The 23,184-nt window shown below is 63.5% G+C and carries 22 protein-coding genes, 1 pseudogene and 1 riboswitch; of the genes and pseudogenes, 14 read left to right on the top strand and 9 right to left on the bottom strand.

Features of this window, described 5'->3' with window-relative positions; translation table 11 throughout:
* The first annotated feature begins 4 nt into the window (after positions 1–4).
* From NY08_RS00400 to NY08_RS00390, 3 genes are all read left to right on the top strand, one after another.
* Positions 5–1,108: an alcohol dehydrogenase catalytic domain-containing protein gene (locus NY08_RS00400; protein ID WP_045194253.1), complete on the top strand. Its 1,104-nt coding sequence runs from the start codon at positions 5–7 to the stop codon at positions 1,106–1,108.
* A 259-nt stretch (positions 1,109–1,367) separates the two neighbouring features.
* The gene (locus NY08_RS00395; protein WP_032395135.1) at positions 1,368–1,628 is read left to right on the top strand and encodes a helix-turn-helix domain-containing protein; all 261 of its coding nucleotides are present in this window, start codon (positions 1,368–1,370) and stop codon (positions 1,626–1,628) included.
* The gene (locus NY08_RS00390) at positions 1,625–2,848 is read left to right on the top strand and encodes a type II toxin-antitoxin system HipA family toxin (RefSeq protein WP_045194252.1); all 1,224 of its coding nucleotides are present in this window, start codon (positions 1,625–1,627) and stop codon (positions 2,846–2,848) included. Before NY08_RS00395 ends, NY08_RS00390 begins: the two co-directional genes overlap by 4 nt.
* Positions 2,849–2,891: 43 nt before the next feature.
* Here NY08_RS00390 and NY08_RS00385 read toward each other — a convergent pair whose 3' ends face one another.
* Positions 2,892–3,293: a PPOX class F420-dependent oxidoreductase gene (locus NY08_RS00385; RefSeq protein WP_045199450.1), complete on the bottom strand. Its 402-nt coding sequence runs from the start codon at positions 3,291–3,293 to the stop codon at positions 2,892–2,894.
* Positions 3,294–3,386: 93 nt separating this feature from the next.
* Here NY08_RS00385 and NY08_RS00380 point away from each other — a divergent pair, with 93 nt between their 5' ends.
* The gene (locus tag NY08_RS00380) at positions 3,387–3,851 is read left to right on the top strand and encodes a nucleoside deaminase (RefSeq protein WP_045194251.1); all 465 of its coding nucleotides are present in this window, start codon (positions 3,387–3,389) and stop codon (positions 3,849–3,851) included.
* Between the two features lie 39 nt (positions 3,852–3,890).
* Here the strand turns inward: NY08_RS00380 and NY08_RS00375 are convergent, their stop codons facing one another.
* Entirely contained in the window at positions 3,891–4,196 is a 306-nt protein-coding gene (locus NY08_RS00375; protein WP_235387047.1) for a mandelate racemase/muconate lactonizing protein, read from the bottom strand.
* 151 nt (positions 4,197–4,347) lie between these two features.
* A riboswitch (SAM riboswitch) is annotated at positions 4,348–4,466 on the bottom strand.
* Positions 4,467–4,739: 273 nt separating this feature from the next.
* On the opposite strand from NY08_RS00375, the gene NY08_RS00370 reads away from it, so the two are divergent.
* Together NY08_RS00370 and NY08_RS00365 are read left to right on the top strand one after the other, a co-directional pair.
* The gene (locus NY08_RS00370; protein ID WP_144407289.1) at positions 4,740–5,561 is read left to right on the top strand and encodes a hypothetical protein; all 822 of its coding nucleotides are present in this window, start codon (positions 4,740–4,742) and stop codon (positions 5,559–5,561) included.
* A complete protein-coding gene (locus NY08_RS00365; protein WP_045194249.1) occupies positions 5,558–5,935 on the top strand; it encodes a DUF6941 family protein in 378 nt (125 codons plus the stop codon). Before NY08_RS00370 ends, NY08_RS00365 begins: the two co-directional genes overlap by 4 nt.
* A gap of 49 nt (positions 5,936–5,984) precedes the next feature.
* On the opposite strand, the gene NY08_RS00360 is transcribed toward NY08_RS00365, so the two are convergent.
* Complete coding sequence (locus tag NY08_RS00360) at positions 5,985–6,824, bottom strand: LysR family transcriptional regulator (protein ID WP_045199444.1); 840 nt, start codon at positions 6,822–6,824, stop codon at positions 5,985–5,987.
* Positions 6,825–6,914: 90 nt separating this feature from the next.
* Here NY08_RS00360 and NY08_RS00355 point away from each other — a divergent pair, with 90 nt between their 5' ends.
* Positions 6,915–7,607 (top strand): SDR family oxidoreductase, encoded by a 693-nt coding sequence (locus NY08_RS00355; protein WP_235387045.1) that lies wholly within the window; start codon positions 6,915–6,917, stop codon positions 7,605–7,607.
* A gap of 65 nt (positions 7,608–7,672) precedes the next feature.
* Here NY08_RS00355 and NY08_RS00350 read toward each other — a convergent pair whose 3' ends face one another.
* The 6 genes from NY08_RS00350 to NY08_RS00325 form a co-directional block, all read right to left on the bottom strand.
* On the bottom strand, positions 7,673–8,503 hold the full coding sequence (locus tag NY08_RS00350) for an HpcH/HpaI aldolase/citrate lyase family protein (RefSeq protein WP_045194245.1): 831 nt from the start codon (positions 8,501–8,503) through the stop codon (positions 7,673–7,675).
* Positions 8,500–9,663, bottom strand: a complete 1,164-nt coding sequence (locus NY08_RS00345) for an acyl-CoA dehydrogenase family protein (protein ID WP_045194243.1) — start codon at positions 9,661–9,663, stop codon at positions 8,500–8,502. Before NY08_RS00345 ends, NY08_RS00350 begins: the two co-directional genes overlap by 4 nt.
* A gap of 39 nt (positions 9,664–9,702) precedes the next feature.
* On the bottom strand, positions 9,703–11,073 hold the full coding sequence (locus NY08_RS00340) for an MmgE/PrpD family protein (protein ID WP_045194241.1): 1,371 nt from the start codon (positions 11,071–11,073) through the stop codon (positions 9,703–9,705).
* On the bottom strand, positions 11,070–12,287 hold the full coding sequence (locus NY08_RS00335; RefSeq protein ID WP_045194239.1) for a CaiB/BaiF CoA transferase family protein: 1,218 nt from the start codon (positions 12,285–12,287) through the stop codon (positions 11,070–11,072). Before NY08_RS00335 ends, NY08_RS00340 begins: the two co-directional genes overlap by 4 nt.
* A complete protein-coding gene (locus NY08_RS00330; RefSeq protein ID WP_045194237.1) occupies positions 12,284–12,847 on the bottom strand; it encodes a MaoC family dehydratase in 564 nt (187 codons plus the stop codon). The genes NY08_RS00335 and NY08_RS00330 overlap by 4 nt, the downstream gene beginning before the upstream one ends.
* A gap of 131 nt (positions 12,848–12,978) precedes the next feature.
* On the bottom strand, positions 12,979–13,713 hold the full coding sequence (locus tag NY08_RS00325) for a FadR/GntR family transcriptional regulator (RefSeq protein WP_045194235.1): 735 nt from the start codon (positions 13,711–13,713) through the stop codon (positions 12,979–12,981).
* 313 nt (positions 13,714–14,026) lie between these two features.
* Here NY08_RS00325 and NY08_RS00320 point away from each other — a divergent pair, with 313 nt between their 5' ends.
* From NY08_RS00320 to NY08_RS00290, 7 genes and pseudogenes are all read left to right on the top strand, one after another.
* Positions 14,027–16,108, top strand: a complete 2,082-nt coding sequence (locus NY08_RS00320; RefSeq protein WP_045194233.1) for a hydantoinase/oxoprolinase family protein — start codon at positions 14,027–14,029, stop codon at positions 16,106–16,108.
* Positions 16,105–17,921, top strand: a pseudogene (locus NY08_RS26675) (hydantoinase B/oxoprolinase family protein). The gene NY08_RS00320 and the pseudogene NY08_RS26675 overlap by 4 nt, the downstream one beginning before the upstream one ends.
* Complete coding sequence (locus tag NY08_RS00310) at positions 17,867–19,330, top strand: amidase (protein WP_235387041.1); 1,464 nt, start codon at positions 17,867–17,869, stop codon at positions 19,328–19,330. Before NY08_RS26675 ends, NY08_RS00310 begins: the two are co-directional and overlap by 55 nt.
* Positions 19,327–20,316 carry an ABC transporter substrate-binding protein gene (locus tag NY08_RS00305; protein WP_235387039.1) on the top strand — a complete coding sequence of 330 codons (990 nt, stop codon included), beginning with the start codon at positions 19,327–19,329 and terminating at the stop codon, positions 20,314–20,316. Before NY08_RS00310 ends, NY08_RS00305 begins: the two co-directional genes overlap by 4 nt.
* Before the next feature lie 75 nt (positions 20,317–20,391).
* Complete coding sequence (locus NY08_RS00300) at positions 20,392–21,156, top strand: ABC transporter ATP-binding protein (protein ID WP_045199442.1); 765 nt, start codon at positions 20,392–20,394, stop codon at positions 21,154–21,156.
* Positions 21,153–21,977: an ABC transporter permease gene (locus tag NY08_RS00295; protein ID WP_045194229.1), complete on the top strand. Its 825-nt coding sequence runs from the start codon at positions 21,153–21,155 to the stop codon at positions 21,975–21,977. Before NY08_RS00300 ends, NY08_RS00295 begins: the two co-directional genes overlap by 4 nt.
* The gene (locus tag NY08_RS00290; RefSeq protein ID WP_045194227.1) at positions 21,977–22,798 is read left to right on the top strand and encodes an ABC transporter permease; all 822 of its coding nucleotides are present in this window, start codon (positions 21,977–21,979) and stop codon (positions 22,796–22,798) included. Before NY08_RS00295 ends, NY08_RS00290 begins: the two co-directional genes overlap by 1 nt.
* Positions 22,799–23,184 lie beyond the last annotated feature (386 nt).

The raw sequence follows: 23,184 nt of genomic DNA, 5'->3' as shown, positions 1-23,184 counted from the left end.
CTCCATGACAACGCAATCGACTCATCGCGCCATCGTTCGACAGGGCAGCCACTCGACCGTCGAAGAGCGTCGGACGCCGACGCCCGGGCCGGGAGAGCTTCTGATTGCCCCGGAGTCGGTGTCGTTGTGCGGGACGGACATTCAGATCGTGCGCGGTGACCGAGACGATCCGTCCCCGATCGTCGGGCACGAGGGAGCTGCCCGTGTTATGGAGGTCGGTACCGGGGTGTCGGGGTTCGCCGTCGGCGATCGTGTTGTCGTCAATCCGACGCACCCCCACGACTCGTCGTTCCTCCTCGGCCACAACGTCGAGGGGTTGTTCCAGCAGCGCGTCGTCATCGGCGCGTCCGCTGTCGGCGGCGGATTGGTGTCGCTACTTCCGACTGATTTGTCCAGTGCCCGGGCGACTCTCGTCGAACCGTACGCCGTCGTGCGCTATGCACTCTCGTGCCTGGCGCGGGAGACCCCAGAGACACTGCTGATCTTCGGGGACGGCTTGATCGGCAATCTCGCAGCCACACTCGCTCGGTCCGTCCTGTTCCCCACCGTGGACGTCGCGATGGTGCACCGTACCGAACTGGGTACGAAGTGGACTGCGAACCATCTCCCGTACGTGAAGAACTTCGCCGTCGATGACGAGTGGGAGCGACACCTCACCGGATCGGTCGCAGTACTCGTTGCCACCCATCGCGCCGGGACGGTGGCGTCCATCGACGCGGCTTTGCGACGTCTCGGCGATCGAGTGGTGGCGGTACACCCGATCGGCGGGGTGCCTGCCAAGGCCACCTCCGATCTGCTCCCCGGCGTGGATATCGCCGGCGTGCGGCAGGCCAATACCGGCGGCCCGACTCCGCCTGCGGTGACCACGTTCACGCGCGGCTCTCAGCGCGTGGCGCTGACGGGCAACCGGGGCGTCACGAACGGTCAACTCACCGCAGCAGCAACGGCACTGACATTCGCCGAGGACTCGATCGATGGACTTCTCACCCACCGACGCGGGATAGACGAGGGCACGGCATTGATGAACACCATCTGCGAGCAACGAACGCGAATCGTCGACGACGAACTCGTGATCCGATTGGTCGTGGACCTCAACAGCCACGACTGACCGCCGCTCGCTTCGGACTACTCGTCGACCTCCGCCCCTCAACGCGCGGCTGCTGCTTGCAGGCCCAAGTCCGTACCGCGTCCCTTGCTCATCCGTAAGATCATGCTTACGCATGAGAAAGCATGCATAAGCTAGGTAAAACGTGTCAGCAAGCTCGTCCAGCTCTTATATGCCTATGTTGACAAGCATAAGGCTGTTCACCGCGTGTTTCGCGATGTAAGCTCCGATATGCATGCTTTCGCAAGCACAAGGAGAGATGATGGCCGAACCACGACGACGAGTCAGGAAGCATCCCAGCGAGCTGGCCGAAGCCTTCGTCGCGCGTCGGCATCAGTTGAGCATGACTCAGGCCGAGTTGGCGTTGCTCGCCGGCGTGGGGCGCTCGACAGTCCAGGCACTCGAAGCTGGAAAAGACACGGTGCAGCTCGACGGCGCGGTTGCTGTCGCGCAAGCGCTGGGCTGTGAGATCACGTTGCTCACGCGCGCCGGATCGCCCGTGCCGCCACTGGACGCGACATGATCCCGGTATCCGAGCTGCGGGATGTCGATGTAGCCGATGTCTACAAAGGCGACCTTCTCGCCGGCTCACTGACGCGTGTGGGCAACGACGTCGAGTTTCTGTACGACAGCGATTACCTCGACAGCGCTTCTGCGCCGAATCTCGCGTGGTCGATTCCGAAGTCGTCCGCAGAGACGCGGGCATCGGGCGGTAGCGTCCCTGCCTTTTTCGCGGGCCTACTGCCCGAAGGCGTCCGTCTCACCGGAGTGGTAACGGCTACCAAGACATCCGAGGACGATCACTTCACTCTGCTGCTGGCGGTCGGATCGGACACCGTCGGAGACGTTCGTGTGCTGCCACGCGGTCAAGAGATGTCGTTGGTGGGCACTGCATTCGATTCGAGACATCGTGTTCCCGATCTTCGTCGCCTGTTCGATTCCTTGGCCACGGGTGAGTCGGTGAGTCAGGATCCGTCCGCCCTGCCGGGCGTTCAGGGCAAAGTGTCCGCGCAGATGTACTCGACCCCGGTATCGACTACGGCCGGGCCTGCCATCTTGAAACTGGCCCCGCCCGCGCGACTCCCGCGACTGGTGGATAACGAGAGCTTCTTCATGAATCTGGCACGTGGATGCGGGCTTTCGGTGCCGGATCACCGGGTGATCGAGGACGACAAGGGAGTCAGCGGTCTGCTGGTGGCGCGATTCGATCGGATCGGTGAACAACGGCTACCGCAAGAGGATGCGTGCCAAGTAGCCGGGCTCTATCCCGCGTCCAAGTACCGAATGAAGACCGAAGCGGTGATTGCGCTGCTCGCCGACACTGTCGAGCGCGGCGGCGGTTCCGCGCGCCAGGCCACTGCCGAACTTCTTCGCTTGACGGCCTATTCGTATGCGATCGGGAACGGCGATCTGCACGGAAAGAACTATTCGATACACAACAACACTCGCGGAATTTGGTCGATCACACCTGCCTACGACCTCCTGTGCACGCAGCCCTACGCGTCGTGGAGCGATCCGATGGCGTTGAGCTTCTACGGGCGCGCGAACCGTTGGACACGTGAGCATTTCGTCGAGTCCGCCGGCCGGTTGGGCATGCCCGAGCGAGCGACTCGACGAATCCTCGACGACGTCTGCGCAGGTGTTCGAAGCGGAATCGATGAAGTCGACACGATCGGATTCGATGACAAGCAAACGCGGCAGTTGAAACGACTGCTCGATGAACGCTGCACAGAGCTGTCCTGACCTCGAGCACCATTCATGTTCGTCAGTGCTGCAACGGACTCGGCTACTCGGCAGCACTGATGGCGAGTATGACGCGCGGCTTGTGACGGCGGGCGATGACTCGCTCGATCAACATCACCAGTCGGTACTGAAACCCGTACTTCTTCTTCAGTTTCGCAGTGGCGCGATCCGCAGCCGAGCCCGTGACGATTCGTGCCTCTGCAGCCACTGCTGTCGCGCCGTCGGGCACTTTCCCTCCCCTGTTGCACGGCCGTAGCTCGACACGCCCCGAATTCTTGATGCGTTTGACCTTGCCACTCTCGGCGGGGGTGATGACGACCAGGTCATCTCCGTCACGAGCAATCCACACGGCCGTGGACACGGGTTCATCGGACCGGCGAAACGTGGTGAGCGAGACGAAGGCCTCGTCGCCCAGCGAGTGAATCGGTTTGTCCGAAGAAGTCATGGTCACCACGCTACTCACCCGCTTGGCAATCTGTTCGATGCCTGGTCGACTGAAAGGATCACTCTTACAATTCATAGACGCCGAGGAGGACCCATGACCGATCCTGCACGCACCGACGAGTACTTCCTCGGACTTGCAATCGAACAGGCCCAGATCGGCTGGGATGAAGGCGGCGTTCCGATAGGCGCGGCACTCGTCCACGATGGCAAAGTTCTTGCGGTGGGTCGAAACCGCCGAGTCCAGATGGACAGCGCAATCCGTCACGGTGAAACCGAGTGCATCGAACGAGCAGGCCGACTCCCCGCCTCGGTGTACCGAAAGTCGGTGCTCTACACCACGTTGTCTCCGTGCTTCATGTGCGCGGGAACCGCTTTGCTGTACGAGATTCCTCGGATCGTCGTAGGTGAGAACCGCTCGTTCGAGACATCGGAGAGCTTGCTACGCGCGCACGGCGTGCAGGTCGACGTCGTCGACAACGTCGAATGCGTGCAGCTGATGGAACGCATGCTCGCCGAGCGCCCGAGCCTGTGGTTCGAGGACATCGGGGAGGACGCATAGGCGGCACCGACCAACCGGTCCTGTCCGAGCTCGAGTAAGTCAGCGAGCCAGCGCCTGCCAGGTCGCCTCGCCCGCGCGATACCCCGCCTCGAACAGCCATGGCCATTCGGAGAAGTCCTCGGGATCGACCACCACCGTCTCGACACCGCCGTTACCGCGCCGCTTCGGCATGTTCTCGGGATGGGACGGGAACCGATCCTTCAGATACGCGGGCTCGAGACTCTGCCGAAAGATCAACCACGTCTGCGGCGTGAAACCCACTGCCTCAGCACGTTTCGCAAGGTCGATCCAGGCTTCCGCATTGGCGTATCCGCCTTCGAGCACCCGGCTCCGAGTCTCGATCATCGGGAACACGCCGTACCAGATCGGCGGGTAACTCAGTAGGGTTTGGCACCAAGTACGACGGCGTTCCGGCGGAATAAGTTCCCACTTCGCCTGCGCTGCTTCGAGTTCGTCACTGCCGGACACTGTTCGCCTCATTCTGGAGGTGCAACCCTCCATCGACTTGCGCGCCTGCGATTGCGGGACGCGCCGGTTCTTCCCCTGGGGCACCCTGTCGATGGAGACGGGGTTGCCGGACAGCCGGCCAGGTACCGACAACTGCCACTCATGAACCTCTCCCGACCATAGCCGAGAGGTACGACACGCACCATCGGCCGAAAGCGGCAGCCACTGCACGCACCCGTGCACCGAGGTCGTGCACTGGATTGTCATGACCGCTTCGGTGCAGGCCTCGGGCCGAGCTCCCGTGGGACGTTGAGGGCTGCGGTATCGCGCTCGTCGTATTCATCGTTGCCGTCCATCGCGACCAGCATGAACGTGTCCAGAAGACGACCTGCGGTTCGGCTCGTACCGTCGAAGGGCCCACATTTTTCCTATGCTGTGTTCGTGCCCTCCGACCGAACAGACAGCAACCTCGCTCGCGTGATTCCACTGTTCGGTCGCCGAGGATCCCGTACCACCACCACGGAATTCGCCGACGACATCAAGCCAGCAGTCGAGTCCCCGGTCGAACAACGGACGCCCCACGATATCGAGCTCACACCACCGACCGCCGAGGACGAATTCGCAGCGCTGACCGCATCGAAGCCGATAGCGCAGCTTCGTTCGCTCCTCGACTGGCTCGGTACGTCACGACCGATCACCGGCACAGGTGTTCCCCGGCCCGGGTCGGTCAGCGAGCTGGCGAAGGCCGTCGGGGTGGATCTGGACGCACGTGCGCGGAATTCACGATCCATGCGCGACATCCGCAACTTGATGACATTGTGGGACGCGGCAACGGCGGCCGGATTGATCGAGTTGACATCCACCAAAGCGATACGCGGTCCCTGGGCCGACGAGTTCGCCCACTCACTTCCCGGCTCGCTGGCCGCCCACCGGACGGCTCTCTCGCACGTCATCCGCCGGTACTTCCTCAGCGAGGACCCACTCCGCCAGTCGCAAGCCCCCGATGTCGTTGCCGGACAGATAGTTCTCGCCGCGATGACGAGCACTCCACGGAAGCGGCTCCCGGAAGTCGGTTCGGCCCACTCCGGGGATCTGTACGAACACATCATTGCGTTGATGCTCCGCGGCCTACTGGACCAATTCATCGCCGACGGGTGGCTGGTCTGCGACGGGACATACGAGGTGCCGGCACCCTTGCGCCCAACCGTCCTGGACGCCATGAAGTCACTTCGATACTACGAAACGGATGACCTCAACCGATGATCATCACCGGATTGTTCTTCGCCGAGTATGCGCGAGCCTCCAACGACATGCTCGACATCCTCGGCGGCGTCTGGGATACCTGCACGGTTCCCCGCCAGACCCGTATGCTCGAATGCCGACTGGTCGCACTGCTGCAGACGGGACCCGACGACATCGGTAAGGATTTTCAAGCGACTCTCGAAGTGCTCGACGCACAAGGCGAACACATCGTGAATCAGCGTGGCCTGCAGATCCCCGGTGCCGGCTTCACCGGCGAGAATCGATTCTGGTTCCTGCCGATGCAGATGGTATTCCGCGCCGAAGGACGGCACAACTTCATCCTCAGCGCCGGTGGGGCCACAGCGAGCGTCGGGCTTCGCATTGTCTTCGGCTGACGCCTCGGTCAGTACGACGGCAGTTGGCGTTTCGGCACCGCCGACGGATTCAGTTCGTCATCAAAGATGCACTGACAGCCGACCGGACCAATGCCGATACCTCGGGCGATCGGACTCCGGCCGGCCACGCGATAACCGTCGTGATCATCGGCGCATCGGCCACAGGTACGGCCACATGGTCGGGCCACTGCCACGCGCGACTCGACGCTGGGATCACCAGCAGCGCCTGACCCAGCGCGACCAGTTGGGCGATCTGCGATTGAGCGCGCACCTCAGGCCCGGGTCCCTCCGGATAGGTCCCGTCGAGCTGCGGCCATCGGGCCATCGGTAGGTCCGGCACATCGCGGATATCATCCATGGCCACTTCACTTTTGGAGGCCAAGGGGTGATCACGCGGAACGATCGCGACCTGCCCCTCGGTGAGGAGGTCCTCGAAGTCGAACCCGACGAGGTCATCGACGGGGCGATGCATCAACGCCACGTCGGCGTCACCGCGGCGGAGATATTCGGCCTGCTCACCGACTTCGCACAATACGATGTCCACCTTCGTGGGGTGCGCGTCGAGCACGCGTCGTAAAAGCTCGTGGGACGCACCGGCTTTGGTCACCAGTTTGATGACGTTCCCAGCGCTTCGCGCTCGCTGCGCTGCTGCTGCGACGGCGTCGAGCGCAGTCGCAGCGTCCCTTAGGAGCACGGAACCGGCAGCAGTGAGTGCGACTCCGCGACGATTCCGATCCAGGAGGGCGACGCCGAGTCGGCGCTCCATCCTGCTGATCGCCCGCGAGAGCGGTGGCTGGGCAATCCCCAAGCGCTGCGCAGCGCGTCCGAAGTGCAGCTCCTCGGCAACGGCAACGAAGTACCGGAGTTCGCGCGTTTCGAGATCGTCCACTCCGACAGCATAGTTGTGATACCCGTTGAGTATCACTGGTTGGTCGATCGGTATTGGACGCACCTGCGCCAGACGCCGACCATGGACTGCATGACAACGAAGACCGCGCTGATCACCGGCGCCAACAAAGGGATCGGCTTTGCCATCGCGCACGGACTCGGAATGCAGGGAATCAGAGTAGGAGTCGGGGCCCGCAACGATGCACGACGCCAGGACGCGGTCGACAAGCTTCGCGCTGAGGGCATCGACGCGTTCGGAGTCCCCCTCGATGTCACCTCCGACGACAGCGTTGCGGCCGCCGCCGACTCGATCCACGACCTCGACATACTGGTGAACAACGCAGGCATTTCCGGCGGCGACCAGCAGAATCCGACGACGCTGGATATCGACGTACTGCGGACTACCCTCGATACCAACGTATTCGGGGTCATCAGAGTGACGAACGCACTACTCCCGGCGCTTCTTCGATCCGCATCGCCACGCATTGTCAACGTCTCGAGCAATATGGGCTCGCTCGCGCTACAGACCGGCCCGATAATGGCGGCATATGCTCCATCCAAGACCATGGTGAACGCGATGACCGTGCAGTACGCGAGACAGCTCGTGGACACTGCGGTGATCGTGAACGCATGCTGCCCGGGCTATGTGGCAACGGATTTCACCGGATTTGCATCCACACGCACGCCGGAGGAGGGTGCGCGCATCGCGATGAAGCTCGCCACCCTGCCCGACGACGGCCCGCGGGGCGGATTCTTCGACGACGCAGGATCCGTGGCCTGGTGAACACGGCCGATTACCCGAGGCCAGGCATCGAGTGGCCGACTCGGCGCTGCGAGACTCGGCTGACGTCAGGTGCTGATCGACTCCCGCGCACCCCGCTCCACCACTCGACGAGCGGTTCGAGCCACGGCCTCGTCGATCAGGAATCCCTTGCTGTCGACGGCCACGCCCGAGGTAGCCCGATCCAGGTCGGACAACAGTTCCTCGGCCTCGCGGACCTCGGTCTCCGACGGCACGAATACCGTTCGGACAGGGGCAAGTTGAGCCGGATGAATACACGCACGACCGACAAAACCGAGACCGGCCAGCGTTCGAGTATCGGCCTCGAAGGCATCGGCGTCGCGGAAGTTTCGCGACACCGCGGCCGGCGGCGGATCGATTCCAGCCGCCACGCTGGCTGCCACCACCTGAGCCCGGACGAACGACAGTGACTCCGCGGAGCCGTCGACGCCCAGATCGGCAGCCAGGTCCACTTCCCCGATCTGAAGAAACTTGACCCGAGGTGCGCGAGCGATCTCGAGTGCGGCGAACACTCCGGCGGCCGTCTCGATGAGGGGCGAGACCACCGCGCTACTGCCACTCAGTAGAGCGTCAGCTTGCTCGATCTCGCGAGCAGAAGACACCTTCGGCAGCCAGATACCGGTCAGGTTCGGGTGCAGCACCGCGCGAATGTCGTCCTCCTGCAACAGCTCTGGGTTCACACGCACCCAGATCTGCACGTCACCAGGATCGCAGGACGCGACCCACTCGGCCACCGTCGCACGGGCATGATCCTTGTTCGCTGCGGTGACTGCGTCCTCGAGATCGAGCACCACTGCGTCGGTGCCCGATGCCAGTGCCTTGTCGAAGCGTTCCGGCACGTCCCCGGGAACGTAGAGGTACGTCAGAGCTGACCTCACCCGATCACTCCTGTACCCGCGACGAGGGACTTCGCGATGACGGTACGCATGATGTCGTTGGTGCCCTCACCGATAGCCATCAGAGGGGCGTCCCGGTAGAGGCGCTCGACGACGAACTCGGTGGAGTAGCCGTAGCCACCGTGAATACGCATGGCTTCGAGGCTGGCGGTGATGGCTGCTTCGGAGGCGAAGTACTTCGCCATGCCCGCTTCCATGTCCACTCGCTTACCCGAATCTGCCTGCGATGCAGCCCAGTACGTCATCAGACGTGCAGCCTGCAGCTGGGTCGCTACGTCCGCGATCTTGAGCTGGATCGCCTGGAACTCGGCGATGGGCTGACCGAATGCGGTGCGCTGCTTCGCGTATTCGAGGGCAGCGTCGTACGCAGCCTGAGCGATTCCGACGCTGCGTCCGGCAATGTTGAGACGACCGATCTCGAGACCCGACAGTGCCTGCTGCAGACCGCGGCCCTCGACGCCACCGAGCACTGCGTCGACGGGGACCCGTACGTCGGTGAACGTGATCTCACACGATTCGGTTCCCTTGTAGCCGAGCTTGCCCATGTCGCGCTGGACCTCGAACCCGTCGGTCGTGGTGTCGATCAGTAGCAGCGACATGCCCTTGTGTGCAGGCGTCGTTGTGGTGTCGGTCTTGACCAGTACCGGAAGCACATTCGCGTGTCGGGCATTGGTGATCCAGGTCTTCGCACCGTTGACGACGTAGTGGTCGCCGTCGCGCTTGGCGGTGGTCTTGATGCCCTGCAGGTCGGTTCCGGCACCGGGCTCGGTCAGGCCGACTCCCGTACGCCATTCACCGGTCGCAAGCTTGGGCAGCAGTGTCTTCTTCTGCTCGTCGGTACCGTGCTTGCCGATCATCCAGCACGAGAGGTTGTGGCTGCCGAGAATTCCGGCGACACCCATCCATCCCCGGGCGAGCTCCTCGTACACCAAAGTGAACGAGACCTTGTCGAGGTCGAGGCCGCCGTACTCCTCCGGTGTCGTGATGCCGAACAGGCCCATGGCCTTCATGTGCTCGACGATCTCGGTGGGGTATCGGCCCGTCTTCTCCCACTCGTTAGCGACCGGGATGATTTCCTTGTCGACGAAGGTGCGCAATGCTTTGCGGAAGGCCGTCTGCTGCTCATCGTACGTGAAGTCCATGATGATGTCCTGTCGATTGGGGTGTCGTCGATCGAAGTGTCACGGTGCCGGCGCGATGGCTGCGGCGAGGTCGAGGATGGCGGTCAAGTCGGTTTCGTCGACCAATCCGACAATGCGGTCGGAGAGCTCGGTGGCACGAGAGTCGTTGCCACAGTTGGCGAGAAACTTCTCCAGCAGACGGTCGTCGCTCAGCGGGAAACCGGCGGATCCCTGACTGCCGCCGACGGAGGCGTCGAGCACTCGTCCGTCGGTGAGCGTGAGAACCGCCCTGCCCGACGCGGCGGCTGCGGGAACCTCGGACGCGAGGTTAGTCACCCGCACCTTGCGGGCGGTGATGAGGACGTCGCCACGTGCGATGGAGTCGTCGGTGTAGGTCGAGACGGTGATGGCTCCGTCGTGCAGCAACGCCGCCACACTCCACGGCAGGTCGAACTTGCCGTCGTAGGTACTACGCGGTGAGGCGACGCCGGTGTTCGGTCCACAAACGAACGGGCTCGAATCGGGATGGACGAACACCTCGATGTCGGCCACGTCGCTTGCTTGAACCGCACTGTCCCCGAGCGCCTTCGACACTGCATCGAGTGTGACGTGCATCAGCTGGCAACTCGGGTACGGCTTGATGCCGATTCGAGTCGCTTCCCATCGCGAGCCGAGCCCCTCGGTCAGTGCCGCGAAATTCGTCGGCCGGTCGGTCAACGCAGCGTAGATTCCGCGTCGACCTTCCAGAACCGACGAGGGCCCGGTTGCACCGGCGGCGGCGAGTCGCGCGGCCAGAACACCGTTCATGCTCGCCGATCCCGGATGCAGAGCCTTGGTGTCGGCATCGGTATCGAGGAACTCGAGCAGTCCCGAACTCGACGACCCGGCGATCCCCAGGGCATTGACTAACGTCTCGGTGTCGAACTTCGAGAGGTGACCGGCAACGAGTGCGGCCGTCAACGGACCCACCGCTGCCGTGGCGTGCACTCCCCGGGCATGAAATCCGTGTGGACTGACTTCACCGAGACGACAGGCGGTTTCCAGGCCCAGCGCGGCGGCAGTCAGCACGTCGGCTCCCGAGGCCGACACCTGCTGCCCCACGGCGAAGGCCGCGGGAAGAGAGACGGCCGTCGCATGGACCAGAGCGCCCGCGTGCGTGTCGTCGAAGTCCAGGGCGTGCACCATCACTCCGGTCGCGAACGCTGCCGCCGGTGCCGACAACCCGCGTGCACCGGTGAGCGGACGGGCTTCCGGCGGCCCGCCGAGAGCATCGGCCACCGTCCAACCGGCCCGGCCGTAGCCCAACCGTTGCGCTGCAATGGCATTGCCGACGCCGTCGAGCAGGTGACGCGCGGCGGCGTGCCGGACGTCCTCGGACAGGTCGGCAACGGTGACAGCCGACGCCCACTCCGCCAGGACGGTCGAGCTCACGCCCGCACCTCGTCTTTCGCCGTTCCGAAGGCTCCCTCCGCCTTCAGTTTCGCGACGCGTTCGTCGTCGTAGCCCAACTGATCGCGCACGATGTCGTCGAAATGCTCGTTGCGCTGCGGCGCTCGGCGGTACTGCTTGGCCTCGGAACCGAAGTTCACCGGGGACGCGACCTGACGCACCGTGTCGTACACCGGATGCTCGGTCTCGACGACGAGATTGCGTGCGAGCGTGTGGGGTTCGGTCAGTGCGTGCTCGACGTCGTTGATCGGCCCGGTAGGCACCCCGGCCGGGCCGAGCTTCGAGAGCCAGTGCTCGACGGTGTTCGTGGCGAACACCTCTTCCAGGATCGGCAGGAGCACGTCCTGGTTCTTGCCACGCAACGAGAAGTTGGTGAACCGCGGATCGGCACCGAGGTCCGGGCGATCGATGGCCACGACGAGCCTGTCCCAGAACTTCTCTTTGGCGCAGCCGACGATGAGCCATCCGTCCGTTGCCTCGAAGGCCTGGAACGGCACCAAGGACGGGTGAGCGGAATTCTTCGTGCGGATTGGCTCGAAGCCGGCGTTGAGATGCCACGTCGCGGGATACGTGAGCAGCGACATCGCAGTGTCGTACAGCGAGACGTCGCAGTCACCACCGATGCCGTCGCGTCGGGCAGCGTGCAATCCCGATAGCAGTGAAATGGCGGCGACGAAACCACCGGAGTAGTCGACCAGCGACAGGCCGGATTTGGTGGGCGGGCCGTCGGGGTCGCCGGTGACGCTCATCCAACCGGCGAGTCCTTGCAGGATGTAGTCGTAGCCAGGCTCTTTCGCGCGCGGGCCGGTCATGCCGAAGCCGGTGAGGCTGCAGCACACGATCGCGGGGTTGAGATGCTTGAGCTGGTCGTAGGTGATGCCGATCTTCTCGGGCACATCACCGCGCAAGTTGGAGTACACAGCGTCGCTGGTGCGGACGAGGTCTTCGAACACCGCTCGCCCGCTCGGGGTCGAAAGATCGAGCGAGAGAGATCGTTTGTTGCGATTGAAGCTCTCGAAGAACAGCGAGTCCTCGCCCTCGTTGTACGGAGGGACGTAGCGGCCGACGTCGCCGCCCACACTGGGGTCCTCGATCTTGATGACATCCGCGCCGAGGTCGGCCAGATGCAGGCTGCCGAACGGGCCGGCACCGTACTGCTCGAGGGAGATGATGCGGACGTCTTCCAGTGGCCTCATGCGTCTGAATCCTTCGCCTGTAGTTCGATGTCCGCCGGGAGTTCGAGCGGGCCGTTCTGTGCTTCGGGGAAGTAGTTCTGCCCGATGCCACTGTCGCGGGTGGCGACCATGACCGAGCGCTTCCACGAAATGACCTCGGCACCATCTTGATTGAGGCCTCGGGTGATCATCGAGACGATGCCGGCGTAGGGCCGAGACTTGGACTTGCGCAGCCCCGTGCAGATGCTCTCGGCGTACAGGGTGTCGCCGGCGTAGACCGGGTGGGACATCTTGATGTCGGTGAAGGCGAGGTTCGAGATCGCGTTCTGACTCATGTCGATCACCGAAAGACCCAGTACCACAGACACGGTCAGGCCCGAGTTGACGATGACCTTCCCATCGGTGATCGGGTTCTGTGATGCCAGATGCGCGTTGAAGTGGTTCTGGTTCGTGTTGAGCGACAGCAGCGTCACCCAGGTGTTGTCGGTCTCCGAGATCGTCCGTCCGAAGGGGTGCTGGTAGACGTCCCCCACGGTGTAGTCGTCGAAGAAGCGCCCCAGAACGGCCGGATGGATTGCCACCGTGTCTCCTCGTGTCGGTTTGGCGAGTGCCTTACCTAGACCATAAACATCAGATGTTTACGGCGTCAAGGGTTCGCGGAAACCGGTAATCGGCAGACATCACCTGAATCGACTCGATAAAGAGCAGATGTTTATGGGTTTCGGAGTCGGTCCATCTGTCGGTACGAGTCACCGAGGTGGCCGAGGTGCTTACGCATCAGGTCCATGGCCGCCATCGAATCACCGGCTTCGACCACGTCGAGCAGTCCCCGGTGATCGCTGTCGACGCACTGCCAGAAGCCCTCGGGTGCGTGATCGCGACCGAATCGGCCGGACAGGACACGGAAGACGGGAGCGGTGATGAGCTCGAGCAGCGGGTTGTGGGCTGCGCGAAGCAAGACGAGGTGGAATTCTTGGTTCTTCGCGAAGGTCTCGGGTCCCTGCACGTCGTTGGGGTCGAAGATCGTCGCGTTGAGCTGCTCGAGATGCTCGTCGGTGCGGCGGAACGCGGCGATGCCGGCTGCGGGCACCTCCATGAGGTTGCGCACTTCCATGAGCTGATCGACGGTGACGGTCTCGGCGGCGGCCATCAGCGCCACACCGGTTTCCAGGTGCTCGCTGATGTGTCCGACACTGGGGACAGCGACGAAGCTTCCCCCGGTCACTCCCCTGGTGGTCTCGATCAGATTCTGGCTGGCCAGGGAGCGAAGGGCTTCACGGATGGTGCTGCGCCCGACGCCGAATTCGGCAGTGAGCTCGGCCTCGCCGGGGAGTCGTTCCCCTGGTTGCAGCTCACCGGACAGAATGCGGCTGCGCAGATGGCCGGCGAGGACCGCATACGCGGGGACGCTCTTGGCGGTGGCCTTGAGCGGAGCCGATTGGGCCACGTCTTCCCCCTGCTGTTGGTCGACTGTTCCTGACCAGTGGGTACCGGTCGGCTCGAGCTTAGCCTGGCCGATGCTCTGAGATACAGAGATCTCAACCCTCGATACATCCGCTTTTTAGCAGGGAACCGACCGTATCGACGCGCAACAGACCGGATATTCAGACAAAGCCGACCCGATACATCAGAGGTATTGCTTTTCCGGTCGATCATCAGCACTATGACTCATGTCACCTCAGACGTGACCACAACGACTTCGTAGGACAGGCGGAGCACGCCTTCCCACTCCACTCGGGCACCGACAGAACGGACGCAGCATGAAACGCATTGGAGTCGACGTCGGCGGCACGTTCACCGACCTCGTCCTGTGGGACGACGACGGCACGGTCGTCGTCCACAAGACCCCGTCCACCAACCACGACCCCTCGATCGGCACGATGGACGGAATCAAAGTCCTCGCCGAACGGGCCGGGATCGACCCGTCCGAGATCGACATGTTCTTCCACGGCACCACCGTGGCCACCAACATCGTGCTCGAGCACAACGGCTGCGACGTCGGCATGATCACCACCGAGGGTTTCCGCGACCTGCTGCACATCGCGCGCAAGAAGCGTCCCCTCAATTACTCGAACTACCAGGATCTTCCGTGGCAGAAATGGCAGCTGGTTCCGCGTCGCAACCGTCGTGTGGTCCCGGAACGCATCGACGCCGCAGGCAATGTCCTGACCCCGCTCGACGACGATGCTGTGCGCGAACAGGTTCGACTGCTGCGTGAGCGCGGTGTGCAGGCCATCGCCGTCGCGTTCCTGCACGCGTACCGCAACCCCACGCACGAGCAGCGCGTCCGAGCCATCATCGAGGAGGAGTTCCCCGGCGTCTTCATCTCCCTCTCCAGCGAGGTCGCGCCGCAATATCGCGAGTACGAACGCTTTTCGACCGCAGCACTGAACGCCTTCATCGGACCGAAGACCTCGAAGTACATCGAGAATCTGGCCGGCAAGGCGAAGGCGGCACAGGTCGGGGAGGACGTCCACCTCATGACCTCCGCCGGCGGACTCGTCACGTCGCGCAGCGCCAGCGAAATCCCGGTCTCGCTGCTCACCAGTGGCGTGGTCGCCGGACTGCTCGGTGGTTGCGCCATCGGTAGGGCGTCCGGATACCCCAGTGTCATCACCCTCGACGTCGGCGGAACCTCCGCGGACGTCGGAGTGGCACCGGACGGCGCGCTACGCATGAAGCATCTCCTCGACACCCGAATCGGTGACTACCACGCGATGGTGCCGATGGCCGAGGTCGACACCATCGGTGCCGGAGGCGGATCCATCGCCGTGGTCGACGACGGCGGCATGTTCCGCGTCGGACCACGCAGTGCGGGAGCCATTCCCGGCCCGGCCTGTTACGGACACGGCGGCACCGAACCGACATCCACCGACGCCATGGTGATGATGGGATGGCTACGCGAGAAGAGCTTCCTGTCCGGAACAATGGAAGTACAGCCGGAATTGGCGCGCGAAGCCATTCAGACCCATATCGCCGACAAGCTCGACACCCCGCTCGACGACGCCGCGATGGGCATCTTCAAGATCCTCGCCCATTCTATGACCGAGGCCATCAGCCTGCACTCGGTGCGCAAAGGCTATGACCCGCGCGATTTCTCACTGATCGCCGAAGGTGGGGCCGGTCCGCTGTTCGCCTGGCAGATCGCGGACCAGCTCGGCATTCCTCGCGTGATAGTGCCCGGTCACCCCGGCATCACCTCCGCCGTGGGCCTGCTCACCACCGACATCCGCTACGAGGAGCCGACGACGGTGTGGACGTCGTCCGCCGATCCGAACATCGAACTGCTGCAGGAGCAGATCGAGCGCCTGTCGGCGCTCGCCGTCGCGCAGCTCGAGAAGGACGGTGTTGCGGCGGAGAACATTTCGCTCGAACGCAGCGTCGACTGCCGCTACGTCGGTCAGGGTTACGAATTGCGCGTCGCCGCACCGGACGGTGAGATCGACGACGTGTGGGTCAAGACCGTCGCCGAGGCATTCCACGACGTGCACGGACGCACCTACTCGCAGCGGTTCGACGACAAGCCCGTTCAGCTGATCAACGTGCGCGTCACCGGCGTCGGCGCGGTCCCCCACGTCCAGATCGCCGACATCGAGGTGGGCACCGCCGACTCCTCGGCTGCGATCAAGGCGACCACGCAGGCGCTGTTCTGGCAGGACGACACGTCCGCGCCCCAGTGGGTGGAGACTCCGGTCTTCGAGCGGTCGCTGTTGCTGGCGAACAACGAGATTCACGGCCCTGCGATCGTCGAGCAGTTCGATTCCACCACCATCATCGGCATGAATCAGCACGCCACCGTCGACGCCGTCGGCCACATCATCATCGAGAGGAACCCCGCATGAGCAAGGCGCTGATGCCCACCACCGGAGTGTCACTGGCGGGCGAGTCCACTCGAACCTGGAACGACGTCGAGGTCGACCCCATCACACTGCGCGTCATCGGCGGAGCACTGCAGTCGATGGCCAAGGAGATGGCCCAGGTGCTCTACCGGATGGCGTACTCCTCGCTCATCCGCGAGTCCGAGGACCTCGGCGCGGGCATCTTCGACATCAACGGACGCGAGTTGTGCGAGTCGGATTCGACTCCGATGCACTGCGGTTCGATCCCGGCGTACATCAAGGGCGTCAACCGTCGCCTGGCCGGAACGTACAAGCCCGGTGACGTGGTGCTGCACAACCATCCGTACCACGGAGCGGCGCACTCCCCCGATTACGGCGTGATCATCCCTATCTTCTGGCAGGGCGAACACATCGGCTTCGCCGGATGCACCGGGCACGTGTCCGATGTCGGCGGCAACTTCCCCGGCCTGTGCATGGACGTCGTCGACGTCTGGGCCGAGGGCAAGCTGATGGACTCGATGAAGATCTACGAGGCCGGAGTCCGCAACGACTACCTCATTCAGCACATCCTCGACAACGTCCGGACCCCCGAGCAGAACCGCGGCGACCTCGAAGCGTTGATCGCCTGCTCGCGCATCGGCGAGAAGCGATTCACCGAACTGCTCGAGAAGTACGGCCTCGATACCGTCATGAGTGCGGGTGAGCGGTGGATGGACTACTCCGAGTCCATGCTGCGCAACAAGATTCGCGAGATTCCGGACGGCAGCTACACCGCCCCCATCGGATACCTCGACGACGATGGCAAGAACCGCGGCGAGCCGTTGAAGGTGGCCGTGCGGGTGCAGGTCGAGGGCGAGGACATTCTCATCGACCTCACCGGCTCGAACAGCCAGGTGCCGACCGCATTCAACGTCCCCTTCGAGGGTTCGGTTCTGCCGGTGGCCGTCTCGGCCATTCGGACGATTCTGCTCGACGAGGACCTGACCGAGGAGTTCGTTCCCCAGAACGACGGGTGCTTCCGGCCCGTCAAGGCCTATGCCCCGAGGGAACGATCTTCAATCCGGACTTCCCCGCGTCGTGCTTTGCGCGGTTCTCTCAGGTCAACCGAGTGTTCGACTCGATCAATCTGGCTCTGGCCCCGGTGCTTCCGGATCACGCCATCGCGGGGTCGTCCGCCGCGCTGTGCGCCATCGCCTACTCCGGCATCGCGCCGGACGGCGAATCCTATTGGGTCTACATCGAGATCAACGAGGGATCGTACGGCGGCCGCAACGGCAAGGACGGGATGGATGCCGTCGATGCCCTGATGGCCAACACCCGCAACAACCCGATCGAGGAACTCGAACTCAATCACGCCATGCGCGCGTTGCGCTACGAATTGCGCGACGAAGCTCCAGCGCCGGGCAAGTGGCGCGGCGGTATCGGCAGTGTGCGTAAGTGGTTGATGGAGACCGATACGTTCCTCGGTTCCGAGGCCGACAACCGATCGGATCCCCCGGCCGGTGCGCTCGGTGGCCACGACGGTGTGTCCGGCTCGTTCACCAGGAACGCCGGCACCGACCGCGAGGAAGTGTTGTACTCCAAAGTGACTCAGGAGACGATTCGTTCCGGTGAGACGCTGGAGATCAAGCTGCCCTCGGGCGGTGGCTTCGGAAACCCGTTCGAGCGCGATCCCTTCCAGGTGCTCAGCGACGTCTGGGACGAGTACCTCACCGAGGACGATGCTCGACGCGACTACGGTGTGGTCGTGAACACCGATTCGTGGACGGTCGACGAGGACGCGACGGCCGAGCTGCGCGCCGGGAGCGCGGCCTGACCGAGGACGGGACCTTCGGCGGTGTCGTGCGGTGGATCAACGACCGGAACGACACCCCGGGGCCCCTGTCCGGCCTACGCATCGGCGTCAAGGACAACATCGACGTGGCCGGTGTCGAGACCAGCTGCGCGTCGGAGTTCCTCGCAGGCAACATCGCCGACGCTGATGCCGAGGTAGTCACCCGCCTGCGGTACGCAGGCGGGTCGGTGGTCGCGAAACTGAACATGGCGGAGTTCGCCGTCGGCGTCACCTCGCAGAACTCGGCCGCCGGGCCGTCGTTCAACCCCTGGGATCGCACTCGGGTGCCCGGCGGATCGAGTGGCGGCTCAGGGATTGCCGTGGCCGCCGGATCGGTCGACGGGTCCCTGGGCACCGACACCGGCGGGTCGGTGCGCCTCCCCTCCGCGGCGTGCGGAATCACCGGTCTGCGGCCGAGTTGGGGATCGATCAGCAACGACGGTGTGTTTCCGGTGAGCGAGCAGTTCGACACCGTCGGCCCGATGGCGCGGTCGGTCGTAGAGGTCAGGGCTCTGTTCGACGTCCTGTCCTCCAGCCCGTCCGAATCGCTGGCTGTGACACGCATCGGGGTGCCCAGCGTGTTCCTCACCGCCGACGTGGACCCCGGCGTCGCGCAGACCGTCGCGCGTGCCGTGGGCACGTTCGCCGACCTGGGGTACGAGATCGTCCCCATCGAACTGGGGCATGCAGCCGATGCTCAGGACATCGTCTACACGATCGTCTACAGCGACCTCGCTCGCTGCCATCGGCACCGGCTCGACACCGAGCCTTCCCGCTTCCAACCCGCGACCTACGAGCGAATAGCGCTGGGGCTGAACATCTCCGAGTCCGACCGTGCCCGTGCATTCGGTGGCCGCGAACGATTCCTCGGGGCGATGACCGCCACGTTCGATGCAGTGGACGTGGTGCTGACCCCGGCAATGCCGGTCGATGTTCCCCGAGGGACGGAGGCGACGACGTGGTCGCTCTCTCGCGACGGATGGGACAGTTCACATACCCGTGGTCGTTGCACGACGGCCCGACGCTGGCTCTGCCGGTCGGCTTCCACCCGGCCTCGGGCATGCCGGTGGGAGCGCAACTCACCGCTGCGGCGCACCGTGAGGGTGCCTTGTTCGACCTGGGCGAGCACTATCAGTCGACGACCAGCTGGCATCGAGCGAAACCGCCGCATACATCAGATCTTTAACGACATTCGGCAAAGCCTATTCGCTATTTGTCTCGATTTACCTCGTCTTGACGCCCTAAACATCTTATGTTTAGCTAGGAGCCAGCTGTTACGTACGTCTCACCACGGGTGGGCGTGCGACAGCCGACACTCCCACTTCGGCATCGTCACGCCGATCAGTAAGCGAGGACGCAGATGCATTTACGCCGAATCACCTCGATCATGACAGCTGCGGCGCTGTCGGGCGCGCTGGTGGCGTGCGGATCGAATCCCGGCCCCGACGCGGACCCTGCCAACCCGGTCACGATCGACGTCACCGTCTCGGCAGCGGCCGAAATCTACAGCATCCCTTGGCTTGTCGCGCAGAAGCAGGGACTGTTCGAGAAGCACGGTGTGATCGTGGAGAACATCGTGCCGGGTAAGGGCGGCAGCGCGACCATGCGCACGCTGCTAGACGGCAACATCCCCATCGGTGAGGTCAGCTACCCGTCGATCGTGCAGGCGGACGCGGCCGGCTCCGAACTGCGCATCGTCGGCGGTGGCACTCAGGGGCCGTACCCGATGAATTTTTATGCGCTCGCCTCGAACCCCAACATCAACTCCATCGAGGACGTCCGCCGGTGGGCCTACACCCGCCCCAACTCGGCCTCCGACGCCCTCACCCGCCTCATTCCCTCTCTCGCGGGCGTCGACCCGAGCCAGATCGAGCGGGTTGCCTCCGGCGGAATCGGTGAAGGCTTCGCACTACTCGAAGCCGGCAACGTCGACATCGCCCTCGTCCCCTCGATCGTCGCCGAACAGCGACCCGAGGATTTCAAGCTGATCGTCAGTAGTCCCGACTACATGTCGCGGTTCCTGCAGTCGACGATCACCACGACCAAGGACTACGCCGCAAGCAACCCCGGCGTCGTGCGCGCGATCAACGCCGGCTACACCGAGGCGGTGGCATCGATCGAGGCCGATCCCGTCGCAGCCGCGCGGATCTACGCGAACTACACCGGGTTCGACGTGGAATCGGCCACCGCGGTGGTCAAGCGTGCATCCTCGGTCGGCACGTGGGGCGGCGGGTTCGATCCCGCATCCGTCCTGTCCGCGCAGGACGGTGTCGAAGCGTCGGGTAGCGATCGCGAACCCGATTTCTGCACCCTGTTCGACCCGGAATTCCTCGCCGAGGGGGTCGCAGACGACTTGCCCGGTGACTGCGACTCTTGACATCAAATCCCCCCACCAGAAGGTAGCGACGTGACTCACGCAGCGACTCGACCCCGACCCGACACCACCTCCGCCATCGCCGTTGCATCCTCGGTCTCCCGACGATTCGGTGAGGTCACCGCCTTGCAGGAGATCGACTTGTCCATCGACCGGGGCGAATTCGTCTCCGTCGTCGGGCCCAGTGGCTGTGGCAAGTCCACTCTGCTCGAGGTGTTCGCCGGACTTCAGGATCACGACGGCGGCACCGTGCACGTCGACGGCCAACCACTGACCGGCCCTCGGTCCAAGACTGCGGTGATCTTCCAGGAATCGGCGACGCTGCCCTGGCGGACCGTCCGTGACAACGTCGCGTTCGCTCTCGAAGTTCGGGGTGTCGGCAAGCGGGAGAGACGAGCTCGTGCCGACGAGCTGCTGAACACCGTGGGGCTGAGCAAGTTCGGCGACCACTACCCCACCCAATTGTCCGGTGGTATGCGTCAGCGTGTTGCCATCGCGCGGTGCCTGTCCATGGAGCCCGACCTCATTCTCGCGGACGAGCCGTTCGGCGCACTCGACGAGCAGACGCGACTCGTGATGTCGTACGAGCTCCTGAAAATCGTCGAAAAGCTCACGTGTGGAGTCCTGTTCATCACCCACAGCATCCAGGAAGCGGTCCTGCTGTCCCATCGCGTTCTGGTGATGAGCGCGCGGCCGGGACGCTTCATCGACGAGATGGAGATCGACCTGCCCCGCCCACGCTCCGAAGACGTTCTCGCGAGCCCGGCGGCGACGGCTCTGCACGAACGTATCTGGTCCAGTCTGCGCGACGAGGCCAAGAAGACGATGAGCATCGAACCATGAGTGCGCCCACGCGCGAGAGCACGCGCACCTCCGTAGTTCCGGGATACATCCGGCCTGCCCCCGCTACCCAACTCGGTCTCCCGGCATGGGGATGGACCGTACTGATTCTCGTCGCGGCACTGGTGGCCATCGACATCGCGGCCAGATTCTTCGCCTCACCGCTCGACATCGTTCCGGTGACCGACATGGTCTCGACGGCGCTGAGCCTGCTGACCGACCCGGACTTCCTGATCGACGAGTTGGGCCGAACGCTGGGGATCATCGTCCTCGCCTTCGTGCTGAGTTCCGTACTCGGCGTCGCTGCCGCCTACGTTCTGTGGCGGTACGAGTTGTGGGACAGGGCGTTTCAGCCGTACCTCAACGTCTACTATGCCGTCCCGACGTTTGCGCTCTACCCCATCATGGTCGTGCTGTTCGGTGCCGGCGTCGCCCCGATCGCCATTCTGTCCACCATCTTCGCGTTCGGTGTGGTCGCGTTGAACGCACGCACCGGCTTCAACTCGGTATCGCCGATCGTCACCAAGCTCGGAACCACACTGATGCTCACGCGGTGGCAGTACTTCCGATCGGTGCTGCTTCCGTATGCCCTTCCGAGCATCGTGACCGGACTCAAACTCGGGCTCTCGTACGCCGTCATCTCGGTGTTGGCCAGTGAGTTCATCCTCTCGACGCAAGGACTCGGGCACTTCATCTCGATCGCCTACGACGGGTTCGACATCGCCGACATGTACGCCGGAATCCTCATCGTGGCGGCGATCGCTCTGCTCTCGACCTCGCTGATCTCGCTCGCGCTCAACCGATTCGATTGGAGGCGCCGCTGATGAGCAGCACCTTGGACAGAGTAGCCACCGTCCCCACCACTCCCCCGAAGGTGACATCGTCCGCGGGCCGCACCAACGCCCGACGGTTCCTCCCTCCCGTCGTCGTGGCCATCGTCGCGGTCCTGATCTGGTGGGTCGCGGCCGTCCTCGTCGACAGTCTCATCTTCCCGACGCCCGCCGAGGCCATGGCCTCACTCGCCGACGACCTGGGCAAGGCAGACTTCCGAGCCAACGTCGGTGATTCGCTCCGCATCCTCGTGCTCGCGTTCCTCGCCAGCACCGTCGTGGGTTCCCTGCTGGGTCTGACGCTGGGACTGAGTCCGTTCTGGACCCGAACCATCGCCCCGATCGTCTACTCGATCAACAGCATCCCGAAAATCGTGCTGTACCCGATCTTTCTGTCCTTCCTCGGGATCGGTGCACTGAGCCGATTCGGCTTCTCCTTCTACGCCGCCTTCATCCCGATGTTCCTCGTCGCCATCGAGGCCACCGCATCGGTCCAACGAATCCACCTCAAGATGGCGGCATCATTGCAGGTGAGCTGGCCCAGGTTGATCCGTCAGATAGTCATCCCCGCAGTGCTCCCGGCATTGGCGACGGGAATGCGCATGACGTTCGGCCTGGCATTCCTGGGTCTGCTTCTGGCCGAGATGTTCTCGTCCTCCAGCGGCATCGGATACGAACTTCTGCGCAACGTCAGCCTGGTACGGATGGAAAACATCATGGGCACGGTTGTATTGATCCTCGTGATGGCACTGCCGCCCACCATCGCCCTGCAGTGGTTGGAAACTCGCATCAACTCGAAATACGGTGGTCGGTGAACATTAAAAATCGAAAGGCTAAATAACTGCGCAGCGCAATCAAGTACATTTTACATTCCTACCCAAGAATGACCAAGTCTTAACGATACAATTTTAAGCAGCAACCGGCTGACGAGTGAACATCCTACGCTCGCCTCCGATATAGTTAGATCGGCACGAGCGCGGATACTGAAGAGATTGTCGAGATCTCGTAGACTAATCCCCGGCAGGTCGATCGGATCCCAAGGCTGAGGAAAACTGCAATCACCGTTCCACCTTTTCACTTGAACACCGAAATCCGACCGAGCCACAAGAAGCCGTCAACGACAGTTCAATTAGGCGTTACCAGTGTATGCATCGACCTGTAAAATCTCAACAACAGACAAAACCCGGGACGCAGTATCTAC

It is taken from the genome of Rhodococcus sp. B7740, from assembly GCF_000954115.1.
Classification (GTDB): Bacteria; Actinomycetota; Actinomycetes; order Mycobacteriales; family Mycobacteriaceae; genus Rhodococcoides.
The sequence above is the reverse complement of the archived record's forward strand: the minus strand, read 5'-3'. Positions and strand labels throughout refer to the sequence as shown.